We start from the raw sequence: 12,539 nt of genomic DNA on the forward strand, positions 1-12,539 counted from the left end.
CGACCATGCAGGTTTCGTCATCGTCATCACGCTTGTAGACGCAGCCACGCTGTTACGGTCGGGCATAAATCGCCTGGCATACCTTATGAAGCGCGTCTGCGAACAGGCGCCCGGGCATGCGCTGCGCTTCGTTCATTCGCGTGAACAGTGCAATGGGCGACAAGGTCCATTCGAACGAGTACGGTACGATGGCCACGCCTGCGATTCGCACCAGTTCCTCCGCGATATCCGCCGGGACGATGGACACCGATTGCTCGCCCGCGACGATCATCTCGCCGATCAGCTTCGACGAGAAGCTTTCGACGATTGGCGTCGGCGGGGTCAGGCCGGCGCCCAGAAAGATGTCGGCGACCTGTTCGCGCATGGGCGTGTTCGGGGCGCCCAAAATCCAGTCCAGTTCCGCCAGCTTCTGCCAGTCGAGCCGGCCACGGGCCAGCCGGGCGGCGAGGCGGCGGCTGGCAATCAGTCGGGGTTGCTGGCGATACAGGATTTCGACGCTGACCTGCTGCAGATCGAGCGACGACGAGGCACGTCCGATAACGATATCCACCGTGTGCTCGCGCAACTGGGTCAGCAACTGCTCGCTGGTGCCCTCGTGAATCGTCACGGTCAGGCGCCGATCGCTCTCGGGGCGGGTGCGCTCGATGGCCGTCGACAGCATCTGGCCGGGAATGAACGGAATCACGCCGATATGCAGATGCGCGGCATGCCCGGACGCGACCGCCTCCATTTCCCGCACCAGATGGTCGAGGTCCTCGGTCATGGCGCGCGCTCTTGCCAGCACGACCTTGCCCAACGCAGTCGGCGCCATGCCGCGCGCCGAGCGGTCGAAGAGCGGCGCGCCGAACATGTCTTCCAGTTCCGCCAGCGCATTGGTGACCGCCGGCTGGCTGCTCGCCATGTGCTCGGCCGCGCGCGTGAGGGAGCCGTACTGCTGAATCTGCAACAGCAGCGTCAGATGGCGCATCTTCAGCCGGGATGCCAGCTTGCGCACCACCACGTTGGGATCGAATACCGCCATAAATGCACTGCGCCATTAGAAAAAGGTGATGGGGGCATATTAACTCCGAATATTGTCCTTATGGCCCGTCCCTAGAATGAGCCGTCGTTTGATATGCGCCGCAAGGGCGCCCGCCACAGAAAGGGCTTAGAACATGAACACGTCGGATCGTCAGGCAGCACTCGATTACCACGAATTCCCGATTCCGGGCAAAACGGCGGTGGTCGCCACCAAGCCGCTGGTCACGCAAAGAGACCTCGCGCTGGCATATACGCCGGGCGTAGCTGCGGCGTGTGAGGAGATCGCTGCCGATCCGCTCAACGCGTTTCGCTTTACCGGCCGCGGCAACCTGGTGGGCGTCATCACGAACGGCACGGCCGTGCTGGGTCTCGGCAATATCGGCGCGCTGGCCTCGAAGCCGGTGATGGAAGGTAAAGCGGTGCTGTTCAAGAAGTTCGCCGGGATCGACGTGTTCGACATCGAAATCAACGAGACCGATCCCGACAAGCTGGTGGATATCATCGCGGGCCTGGAGCCGACTTTCGGCGGTATCAACCTCGAAGACATCAAGGCGCCGGAATGCTTTACCGTGGAGCGAAAGCTCCGGGAAAGGATGAAGATTCCGGTCTTTCACGACGACCAGCACGGTACCGCGATCACCGTGTCCGCGGCTTTCATCAACGGTCTGAAGGTGGTGGGCAAGAGCATCAAGGAGGTCAAAGTGGTGACGTCCGGCGCGGGCGCCGCGGCGTTGGCGTGCCTCGAGTTGATGGTCGAACTCGGCCTGCCGATCGAAAACGTCTGGGCGACCGACATCGAAGGCGTGGTCTATCAGGGCCGCACGACGCTGATGGATCCGCAGAAAGCGCGCTTCGCCAAAAATACCCCGGCGCGCAAGCTGGAAGAGGTGATCGAGGGCGCGGACGTGTTCCTCGGTCTTTCCGCCGGCGGTGTGCTGAAGCCCGCCATGGTGGCGCGCATGGCGGCACGTCCGCTGATTCTGGCGCTGGCCAACCCCACGCCGGAAATTTCGCCGGCTGAGGTGAAAGCGGTACGCGACGATGCGGTGATTGCCACCGGACGCTCTGACTATCCGAACCAGGTCAACAACGTCCTGTGTTTCCCGTATATTTTCCGCGGCGCGCTGGACGTGGGCGCGACCACCATCACGCCTGAAATGGAAAAGGCTGCGGTCTATGCGATTGCAGCGCTGGCCGAAGAAGAGCAGAACGAAGTAGTGGCTGCGGCGTATGGGGCCTATGGTGTCGACTTCGGCCCCGAATACATCATTCCGAAGCCGTTCGATCCTCGTCTGATCGTGCGTATTGCGCCGGCCGTCGCCAAGGCTGCCATGGAAAGCGGCGTCGCCACGCGCCCGCTGGACGATCTGGAGGCGTACACCGAACAGCTGCAGCAATTCGTCTACCGTTCCGGCGCTTTCATGAAGCCACTGTTTGCGGCGGCGCGCCAGATCGTCCGCGAGGGCGGCAAGTCGCGCATCGTCTTCACGGAAGGTGAAGAGGAGCGCGTGTTGCGGGCGGTCCAGGTGATCGTCGATGAGAAGCTCGCGCGCCCGATTCTGGTCGGACGTCCGGAAGTGCTGATGGCGCGCATCGAAAAATACGGTCTGCGTTTGCGCGTGGGTCACGATGTCGAAGTGACCAATCCTGAGTATGACGAACGATTCCATCAATACTGGACGACCTACTGGGAATTGATGTGCCGCGACGGCATCACCAAGGAAATGGCGCGCGTCGAAATGCGCCGCCGCTTGACGCTGATCGGCGCCATGATGGTGAAGCTGGGCGATGCGGACGGGATGGTGTGCGGCACGGTTGGCGCGTATCACGATCACCTGCGTTTCGTCGATCAGGTGATCGGCAAGAAGCCGGGCGCGCAAACTTACGCGGCCATGAATATTCTGCTGCTCGACAATCGCACCATCGCGCTCGTGGATACTCACGTCAACGACGACCCGAGCGCCGAACAGATCGCCGAATTCACGATCGCCGCGGCGCATAGCATGCGGGGCTTGAACCTGGTTCCGAAGGTGGCGCTGCTGTCGCGCTCGAATTTCGGCTCGGGCAGTTCGGCCTCCGGCGCAAAGATGAAGCGTGCGCTTGAACTGGTGACGCAGCAGGCGCCCACGCTGGAAGTCGACGGCGAAATGCACGGCGATTGCGCGCTCGACGAGGCGCTGCGCTCGCGCATCCTCCCAATGTCTCGCCTGAAGGGTGCCGCGAATCTGCTGGTGTGCCCGAACGTCGACTCCGGCAACATTGCCTACAACCTGCTGAAGACAGCGGCGGGCAGCAATGTCGCGGTGGGCCCGTTCCTGCTGGGTGCGAATGCGCCGGTGCACGTTCTTACTTCCAGTTCGACGGTGCGCCGGATCATCAACATGGCGGCGCTGACGGTGATCGACGCGAATCGCGAGGCGTGAATGGGCGTCGCGACTCGATGAAGTAACGCGCGTCGCAGGGGCGCGGTCAGCGTGACGCCTGGAGATATCGACCGTTTTCGCGTTGTAGGACAACGTATAATGAGCGCGTCGGCAAACAACCCAGGAGGTCCTCGATGACCGCGTCCTCAACCCTTACTGCGCCGCCCCTGCGTGCGCGCGGAAGTCTTGCTGACCGGGTGGTGAACTACGTCAACGAGCAGGTCGCCGCGCACACGCTGAAGCCCGGCGACAAGCTGCCTACCGAATCAACCTTGATGTCGCTGCTCGGCGTCAGCCGTACCGTTGTGCGCGAGGCGATCTCGCGGCTGCAGGCGAACGCGGTGATCGAGACGCGGCATGGCATCGGCAGTTTCGTCCTCGAGCCGCGCCGCGAGCCGTTGGGTCTCGCCATGGTGCCCGCCACGACGCTGGCCGATCTGCTGTCCGTAATGGAATTGCGCATCAGCCTGGAGACAGAGTGCGCGGGGCTCGCGGCCCAGCGCGCCAGTGAGCGCGATCTGGCGAACATCCGCGCGGCGCTCGACGCCATCGGGGCCACCAGCCGCGCCAACGGCGACAGCGCCGCGGCCGACCTGGGCTTTCACGTCGCGATCGCGGCGGCGACAGGCAACCGTTATTTCGTCGACATTCTCACGCAGATGGGTACAGCGCTGATTCCGCGGCATCGCGTCGATTCGCCAAGGCTGGCCCAGAGCGACCCGGTCGCCTATATGGCGCGCGTCAATATGGAGCACGAGGGCATTTTCGACGCCATTGTCCAGCGCGATCCCGAAGGCGCGCGTGCGGCGATGCGTATGCATCTCTCGGGCAGCCGGGAAAGGCTGCGGCGGTTGAGCATCGAGGCGGAAGAGAGGGTTGAGCGCGCGGTCTGAATGACTTGCGAAGCAGAACAAAAAGCGAAAAGCGGCCAGATGGCCGCTTTTTTTGTTTTGCAGGCGTCGCGTGTGGTTGGATACGGTGTGAACCTTGTAGCATTGGGTCGTCGTACAACTGGTCAAAATAAAGCCATGGACCTTGACTACGGTGCGAGGCTTCTGGGCGGGGTTGTGGGCGTATCGGAAAGCGACTTTCCGCCATGGGAGCCTGCACGTTAGGGTCAAGCGACGCCATGAAAGGGTAAATCCCCTGTTGGAAATTTTGGATAAAAAAGCGTAGACTGTCGTCAGACAACGTATCTCCCGCTTCAAGCCGATCTTCTACCGTTCCTTTGCAAGCCGGGCCGCGTTGCTTCCGGTCAGGCCGTCGCTTCGGCTGATCCACGAGACACCCTTGACATTCGGACCGCTGTCCATCGAAAGCCGGTCCGCAGGCTCTATCACTTAACAGGTCTTACGCCATGTCGACGCAACCTATCCAAACGAACGCTACGCCGAGGGTCACCGAGTTGCGCGTCGTGCCGGTCGCCGGCCGTGACAGCATGCTGCTGAACCTGAGCGGCGCGCACGGCCCATTTTTCACGCGCAACATTGTCATTCTGCGTGACAGTGCCGGCCACACCGGCATCGGCGAGGTGCCGGGCGGCGAAAGCATCCGCAAGACAATCGACGATGCCCGGCCGCTCGTCGTGGGTCAGTCGATCGGCAATTTGCAGGCGGTGCTCAACAAGGCGCGCACGCAGTTCGCTGACCGTGACGCAGGCGGTCGCGGCCTGCAGACTTTCGATCTGCGTACGACGATTCACGCGGTGACGGCGCTCGAGTCCGCGTTGCTCGATCTGCTCGGACAGCATCTGGGCGTGCCGGTTGCTGCGCTGCTGGGTGAAGGCCAGCAACGCGACGAAGTCGAAATGCTCGGCTATCTGTTCTACATCGGCGACCGCAAGAAAACCGATCTGCCGTACGCGAGCGGCGCGGATGGCCGCGACGCCTGGGAGCGCATCCGCACCGAAGAGGCGATGACGCCGGAAGCGGTGGTGCGGCTCGCCGAGGCTGCGCAGGCGCGCTACGGCTTCAACGATTTCAAGCTCAAGGGCGGCGTGCTCGCGGGCGATGCGGAGATTGAAGCCGTCACCGCATTGGCCGAGCGCTTTCCCAACGCACGCGTGACGCTCGATCCGAACGGCGCATGGTCGCTGGCGGAAGCGGTGCGCCTGTGTCGCGACCAGCACGACGTGCTGGCTTATGCGGAAGACCCGTGCGGCGCGGAGAACGGTTACTCGGGCCGCGAGGTGATGGCCGAATTCCGCCGTGCTACCGGCTTACCGACAGCGACCAACATGATCGCCACCGATTGGCGTCAGATGGGCCACGCCATTCAACTGCAATCGGTCGATATTCCGCTGGCCGATCCGCACTTCTGGACCATGCAAGGCTCGGTGCGCGTGGCCCAGATGTGCAACGACTGGGGCCTCACGTGGGGTTCGCATTCGAACAATCACTTCGATATCTCGCTGGCGATGTTCACGCACGTCGCGGCGGCGGCGCCCGGCAAGATCACGGCTATCGACACGCACTGGATCTGGCAGGACGGTCAGCATTTGACGCGCGATCCGCTGCAGATCGTCGGCGGCAAGGTCAAGGTCCCGCAGGCAGCGGGCCTCGGTATCGAACTCGATATGGATGCGCTGGACAAGGCGCACGCGCTTTATCAGCGGCACGGCCTGGGTGCGCGCGACGACGGCGTGGCCATGCAGTACCTGATACCGAACTGGAAGTTCGACAACAAGCGTCCGTGCCTCGTGCGCTGATTCTGACGTCGACTTCGAACCGCAATTGATATCGGCCCGCGTGGCCGTGCATTCTTCCCAAACTCGACACATTCAGACCATGACAACCCCTCAAGAACTCAAAGCGATTGTTTCCGAAGGTTTGCTGTCCTTCCCCGTGACCGACTTCGACGCGAACGGTGACTTCCGTGCCGACACCTACGCGGCGCGCCTCGAATGGCTCGCGCCGTACGGCGCAACGGCCCTGTTTGCGGCGGGCGGCACAGGCGAATTCTTCTCGCTGACGAAGAGCGATTACAGCAATGTGATTCGGACTGCGACCGAAACCTGCAAGGGCAAGGTGCCGATACTCGCTGGTGCCGGTGGACCGACGCGCGTGGCGATCGAATACGCCCAGGAAGCGGAGCGCCTCGGCGCCAAGGGCGTGCTGCTGATGCCGCACTATCTGACCGAAGCGTCGCAGGAAGGGATTGCGGCGCACGTCGAACAGGTGTGCAAGTCGGTGCAGAACATGGGTGTGATCGTCTATAACCGCGCCAATTCGAAGCTCAACGCAGATATGCTCGAACGTCTCGCGGATAGCTGTCCGAATCTGATCGGCTTCAAGGATGGTGTGGGCGAGATCGAGGCAATGGTGACGATTCGGCGCCGGCTCGGCGACCGCTTTTCGTATCTCGGCGGCTTGCCGACCGCGGAAGTTTATGCGGCAGCGTATAAGGCGTTGGGCGTGCCGGTGTATTCATCGGCGGTGTTCAACTTCATTCCGAAGACGGCGATGCAGTTTTATCGCGCGATAGCCGCCGATGACCATGCCACCGTGGGCAAACTGCTCGATGAGTTTTTCCTGCCGTATCTGGCGATTCGCAATCGCCGCGCAGGTTACGCGGTGAGTATCGTCAAGGCTGGCGCGAAACTGGTGGGCCGCGATGCCGGTCCGGTGCGCGCGCCGCTGACCGATCTGACGGCTGATGAAATGGCACAGTTGGACGTGCTGATCAGGAAGCTGGGCGCGCAGTAAACATCAAAAGCCGTGGTACGCCTGGGATGGCGCACCACGTCTTTTGCTCGTGCTCTTGCCCGCTATCGTGCTCGTGATGCGGGTGGCTTCAACCGCTGAAAAGGCCCGCGCGTGACGCTCAAAAATCCGTCGTCATCGAAAGCAGGAACGTGCGCGGCGCCCCTTGCGTCAGATAGCCGCCAATCGTCGACGACCAGTAAGACTTGTTGGCCACGTTGAGCACGCTGGCGCGGAACGTGGTCGGTTTGCCGAACAATTCCGTTGCGTAACGCGTGCCCAGGTCGAAGCGGTCCCATGACGGAATCGACAACGTGTTGGTCGTATTCAGATACTGCGGACCGGTGTGAATCCAGCGCGCCGTCAACGTCAGGCCGTTTGCCTGCGGCACGTCATATTCAGCGCCCAGATTGAACAGGAAACTCGGTACGCCGATCGGGCGATTGCCGTCGGTCGTGCCGCCTGCCGTATCGAGCAGTTCCGCGTTGATATACGTCGCACCCGCAATCAGACGCACGCCCTTGTACGGCTCGCCGCAGATCGACGCTTCGGTCCCGCGGTGGCGCTCGTTGCCGTCGGCGACGAAAAAGTCGGCGGCGTTCGTATAGGCCGAGGGCTTTTCGATCTGGAAAGCCGCCAGCGACGCACCGTAGTTCTGATTGTCGTATTTCACGCCGACTTTGTCTTGTTTCGAGCGCTCGGGTGCCAGAAGAGCGCCCGAGTTCAGCGCAGTAGAGGGCGCCTGTTCGCCGATGGCCAGCGCCTCGCTGCGGTTCGCAAAGAACGACACATTGGCCCACGGCTTGATGACGAGGCCGAACAGGGGCGTCGTGATCGAGTCGTTGTAGGCTTCGGTCTGGTTGCCGGTGTAGTCGAAGCTATTCGAATGAATCGACTGATGGCGCGCACCGACCGTGAACAACACGCGATCGCTCAGGAATCCTAGCGTATCGGATACGGCAACGCTGCGCATCAAGGTGAGTGCGATCGTCTGCGGGTCGGCGAGATTGCCGCCCGACAGAGTGGTTGCCGGATAGGCGACTTGGGGCGTGTCGTAGAGGCTGGTGTCGAACGTACCGCGGGGCACGCCCAGACGGAATGCCGTGGTTCCGGTGTCGCTGACGGTTGGCGACGAATAGTCACCGTGTTCGTCCGTGTGGCGGGCGCCGCCTGCGACGTACGCGGTCCAACCGGGCGCGAAGTCATATTCCGCCCGCAGGATGCCGAGCGTGTCTTCGAGGGAGCTGAAGCTCCATGTCTGCGCGTAGTTATACGTGGCAGCGATGCTGGCACAAAGCTGGATTACGCGTGGCGTCGATCAGGGCGGCTATGCCATCTTCAATGCGCAAGTCGGTTATCGCTTCAACAAGCATCTCGATGCCTCGCTGACGCTAAATAACATGGTCAACCGCGAGTACTACGTGCGTCCGCCGGGATCGTTCTTTAGCGAGTTCGGCGACCGGCGTAATCTGATGTTGACGGTGCGCTCCGACTTTTGAGCGTGAGTAGGGCGGCGCTTGCGTATGAATGAGGTAAGCGTGCAGGGCCCTGCGGACGCCATGAGGCGGTCGATGTTAATGCGCTCCGCACGCCATACCAGCGGAAGCGCCGCCAATCGCTTCCAGAATAAGGATCTTATGTCCCTGCTCATGGCCCTTGTCCGGCAATCCCGCTGGATTATGCTGTTCGCGCTGATAACGAGTGTTGTCGGCGGTCTGAGCAGTGCCGCGCTCGTCGCAACCATCAACCAGGCGCTTGGCATCGCGGCCGGCACGCTGTCTGAGCTCGGCTGGCGTTTCCTGCTGCTGGCGCTCGCAGTGCTCGTCACGCGGACGCTTTCGCAGACCTGTTTCGTGCGGCTCGGACAAAACACTAAAGCCGCCTTGCGCATGAGCACCATCCGTCGAATCACTGAGGCCTCCCATCAGAATCGGGAGCGTCATGGCGGCGCCAGAGCGATAACTATGCTGACGCAGGATCTCGATACGATTGTCGTTTTCTTTTTGAGCGTGCCGACGCTCGCGATGAATGGCTCGATCGTGGTGGGATGCCTCGCGTATCTGGGCTATCTCTCGTGGCAGATCCTGTTGTTCGCGCTGGTGACGATCCTGATCGGCTCGCTGGGATTTCATCTTGCCAATACGCGCACGATGTTTCATTTGCCTACTTCGCGGCGCCGTGAAGACGATCTGGTGGGCGACTTCCGTTCGCTCTTCGATGGTGCGAAGGAGCTAAAACTCCATCGCCGCCGACCAGGATCCGACCTTCAAGGAGGTGTTCTACCGGCGTCTGTTGCCCAATCTGAAGGCGAAGGGCAAAACGGTGCTGGTGATTACCCACGACGATCGTTACTTCGGTCTCGCCGATCGCTATATCAAACTGGACTACGGCCAGGTTGTCGAGGAAGGCGCAGGGGCCGATTTGCAACGCGAAACGGCCAATGCGGCGGCGAACATGCGCTAACCGGGTCGTCACGCGCTGAACTCCGGTCATGACAAGTTGTTTACCACTATGCGCTTTCGGCAAAAGTGGTCGTACAATTGTTGCTTGGTGTGACAACTTCAGGCGTTTCCTCGGCCATGATCGAACACAAATCACCCGGCGTGTCGGGCCGGGTCTATAGCGATATCCTGAATCGCATCATTGACGGCGAGTATCGGGAAGGGGAGCGGCTGCCCAGCGAGAACACACTGGCCGAACACTTCGCAACTTCGCGCCCCACCGTGCGGGAGGCGCTCGCCCAGTTGCGCGCGGACGGCATCATCGCGACCCGCCAAGGTTCGGGCACCACCGTGCGACGCCGGCCGGACCCGGATCTGCGCCGCTTCGCGCCGCTGGAAACCTTGTCGGATGTCCGGCGTTGCTATGAGTTCCGCGTGATGACGGAGGTGGGCGGTGCGTCGCTTGCCGCACAGAAGGCCGACGAGGCCGATCTCGCCGCGATCCAGCAGGCATGGGACAACCTCCAGCAGGTCATTCGCGGCGAAGGCGTCGGCGCGCAGGATGATTTCGCGTTTCATCTAGCCGTGGCGCGGGCCTCGAAGAATCAGTTCTTCATTACTGCATTGTCGTTCATTCATGAGCAGGTCGAATCCAGCATGAATCTGTCGCGCAAGCTCTCGCAGGCGAAGTCGGTCGAGCGGCAGCGGCTTGTCCAGGCGGAGCATCTTGCCGTGGTGGAGGCCATCCGGCAGCGTGATCCGCGTGGTGCGGAGCGTGCGATGCGGGAGCACCTGGCCAACGCCATGGAGCGCATGGTCGGCGCTTAGCCTTTGCCTGGGCAGCCGGGCGTGACGTGGCGCTTACGGGATGCGGAGAAGGACGGCAAAAGCAGGAATTGAATCAATTTGTCATGTTGTTTGACAACATTGCGACGACAGTGCTACCGTTCAGTCTGTGAGCAATCAATTCTGAGAAGAGACAAGAGACCCCATGAACGTGTCCCCAATCGTCGAGAGCGAATTTGCCTCGACCGTGATGGCTGTGCCGCCCCTGGCGCGCCGCGCCGACCTGTCGCTCGACGCCAACGAAAATCTGAAGCTGATCCGGCACATCGAGGCGGGAGGCGTTCGTACGCTACTGTATGGCGGCAACGCGAATCTCTATCACGTCGCCGTCAGCGAATACCGCGAACTGCTGGACATGCTCGCAGAAAGCGCGGGTCCGGACACACGGGTCATCCCGGCGATTGGCCCTGACTACGGCAAGATGCTCGATCAGGCCCGTATCCTCGCGCAGACCGCGTACCGCACGGCGATGGTGTTGCCGCTCGCCGGCTTCACCACGTCCGAGGGCGTCGAGGCCGGGCTGACGCGGATTGCGGATACCGCGGGCATTCCGCTCACGTTGTATATCAAGAGCGAGAGCTACGTCGACGTCGATACGCTCGCTCGCCTCGTCGACCGCGGCACGCTGATCGCGGTCAAGTACGCCATCGTGCGTGACAACCCGGCTGAGGACGCTTATCTGCGGCGTCTGCTGGAAAGCGTCAACCCGGCGCGCGTCGTGTCGGGCATGGGCGAGCGCCCGGCGCTGGTCCACGTGCGCGATTTCGGGCTGGCGTCGTGGACCACCGGTTCGGGCTGCATTGCGTCGCATTCGGTGACCGCACTGCTGCGCGCCGCCAAGGAAGCGCGCCACGCCGATGCGCAACGCATCTATGACGCGTTCATGCCGCTCGAGACGCTGCGCGACCGCATTTCGCTGATCCGCGTGTTGCACGACGCGGTGACGTTCTCGGGTATCGCGGATATGGGTTCGATCCTGCCGCTGCTCAGCGGTACGCCGAAGGAGCATCACGCCGCTGTCGATGCCGCGACCCAGGCCTTGCTCGCTTTCGAGCGCGATCTGGTGGCGAAAGCAGACGCGTAAGCTGCGGCGGCTCTGGTCGAGGGAGGTTCGTGAGGCGGCGGGCGCGCCACAACGCCAGGTGTGCCCGAAGGCCGCGTGCCTGTGCTTCCCCGCCGGGCTTTCGTGTCACCCCTGACATCAATGAACGCGGAAGTGATTGCGCGTTTGGCTGGCCGCGCGGGCGATCACGACTCGCCGCCTGAGCGGCCACGTCCGACGCTAGTTGCCGTCAATCGTTCTCCCGTTGCCGCAGAAATATCACTACCCCGCACCAGGCGTTTCAGACCGCACGGCGCGGTCTGAAACGCCTGCGTTCATCGCTCTGGCAGTCTCGCGTACGAACCCGGTGCGGCGTAGTGGATAGGACATATTTGTCTTACGTGTGACAGCTGTGGTCCCGCATGTTAAGCATTTGCAACCTTGCCACACTCGGGTTTTCCTGACCGATCTTAATAAGTGTAATAAAAACAAGGTGTTATCTCTTGTTTGTTCAAATGGATAAACAAAGAAGACCGACCTAGTTGCTTGACATCATTGATAGTGGTTAGGTATGTTCGCTCATCGGACCGCCACGCGCGGGAAATTCGTCAGGCGTCTGCCAGCGAATTCATCCAAAAAAACAGGAAGTTGAGGAGACAAGATGTGCGGTCTGGGTAGGTTGTCAGTCAAATGCTCACACACGGAAGCTTCCTCGGGTTCAACGCATCAGCCCCGAGCCTCCTTGCCAACATCCCGACCGCCCCATCGCCCGCGCCGCAACGACCTGTCTGCATCAAGGCAATGCAGGTCGCAACGAGCCCCGACACCGAATTCATCCCACCTGCTGCCAACGCGTTCGCTGCCTGCATCGAATCGAACTTCCGGCGGACGACGCGCGTCCGGTCGCCGACCGTGCGACGCCGCAGCGGGCGCGTTACCGACTGAGTTTTCTGGAGCATGACGAAGTGAGCACCAAGAGAAAGACCCCTGAAGAATTGCGTAGCCACCGCTGGTATGGCGTGAATGACCTGCGTTCGTTCGGCCACCGTTCGCGCACCGCGCAGAT

Annotated in this window: 9 protein-coding genes and 2 pseudogenes; 9 read left to right on the forward strand and 2 right to left on the reverse strand. The window is 61.8% G+C overall.

Annotation, left to right across the window (positions count from 1 at the left end):
• Positions 1-52: 52 nt before the first annotated feature.
• Positions 53-1,021 carry a LysR family transcriptional regulator gene (locus P3T43_RS06105; RefSeq protein WP_429280138.1) on the reverse strand — a complete coding sequence of 323 codons (969 nt, stop codon included), beginning with the start codon at positions 1,019-1,021 and terminating at the stop codon, positions 53-55.
• Between the two features lie 133 nt (positions 1,022-1,154).
• Between P3T43_RS06105 and P3T43_RS06110 the strand changes: the two genes are divergently transcribed.
• The 4 genes from P3T43_RS06110 (at position 1,155) to kdgD (ending at position 7,147) form a co-directional block, all read left to right on the forward strand.
• Positions 1,155-3,443, forward strand: a complete 2,289-nt coding sequence (locus P3T43_RS06110; RefSeq protein WP_429280139.1) for an NADP-dependent malic enzyme — start codon at positions 1,155-1,157, stop codon at positions 3,441-3,443.
• Between the two features lie 134 nt (positions 3,444-3,577).
• Positions 3,578-4,336: a FadR/GntR family transcriptional regulator gene (locus P3T43_RS06115; protein WP_429280140.1), complete on the forward strand. Its 759-nt coding sequence runs from the start codon at positions 3,578-3,580 to the stop codon at positions 4,334-4,336.
• A gap of 464 nt (positions 4,337-4,800) precedes the next feature.
• Positions 4,801-6,150: a glucarate dehydratase gene (gudD, locus tag P3T43_RS06120; protein WP_429280141.1), complete on the forward strand. Its 1,350-nt coding sequence runs from the start codon at positions 4,801-4,803 to the stop codon at positions 6,148-6,150.
• Between the two features lie 79 nt (positions 6,151-6,229).
• A complete protein-coding gene (kdgD, locus tag P3T43_RS06125; protein ID WP_429280142.1) occupies positions 6,230-7,147 on the forward strand; it encodes a 5-dehydro-4-deoxyglucarate dehydratase in 918 nt (305 codons plus the stop codon).
• Between the two features lie 118 nt (positions 7,148-7,265).
• On the opposite strand, the pseudogene P3T43_RS06130 reads toward kdgD, so the two are convergent.
• A pseudogene (locus P3T43_RS06130) lies at positions 7,266-8,444 on the reverse strand (TonB-dependent receptor); the annotation flags it as partial.
• Here P3T43_RS06130 and P3T43_RS06135 point away from each other — a divergent pair.
• The 5 genes and pseudogenes from P3T43_RS06135 (at position 8,419) to P3T43_RS06155 (ending at position 11,515) form a co-directional block, all read left to right on the forward strand.
• Entirely contained in the window at positions 8,419-8,643 is a 225-nt protein-coding gene (locus tag P3T43_RS06135) for a hypothetical protein (RefSeq protein ID WP_429280143.1), read from the forward strand. The pseudogene P3T43_RS06130 and the gene P3T43_RS06135 sit on opposite strands and share 26 nt — an antisense overlap.
• A 180-nt stretch (positions 8,644-8,823) precedes the next feature.
• Positions 8,824-9,201 (forward strand): annotated as a pseudogene (locus P3T43_RS06140) (cyclic peptide export ABC transporter); the annotation flags it as partial.
• 217 nt (positions 9,202-9,418) lie between these two features.
• Entirely contained in the window at positions 9,419-9,607 is a 189-nt protein-coding gene (locus P3T43_RS06145) for a hypothetical protein (RefSeq protein ID WP_429280172.1), read from the forward strand.
• A 116-nt stretch (positions 9,608-9,723) separates the two neighbouring features.
• Positions 9,724-10,413, forward strand: a complete 690-nt coding sequence (locus tag P3T43_RS06150; RefSeq protein ID WP_429280144.1) for a FadR/GntR family transcriptional regulator — start codon at positions 9,724-9,726, stop codon at positions 10,411-10,413.
• A 163-nt stretch (positions 10,414-10,576) separates the two neighbouring features.
• Positions 10,577-11,515 carry a dihydrodipicolinate synthase family protein gene (locus P3T43_RS06155; RefSeq protein WP_429280145.1) on the forward strand — a complete coding sequence of 313 codons (939 nt, stop codon included), beginning with the start codon at positions 10,577-10,579 and terminating at the stop codon, positions 11,513-11,515.
• Positions 11,516-12,539: the final 1,024 nt, after the last annotated feature.

Source organism: Paraburkholderia sp. GAS41 (assembly GCF_050436545.1).
Lineage (GTDB): Bacteria > Pseudomonadota > Gammaproteobacteria > Burkholderiales > Burkholderiaceae > Paraburkholderia.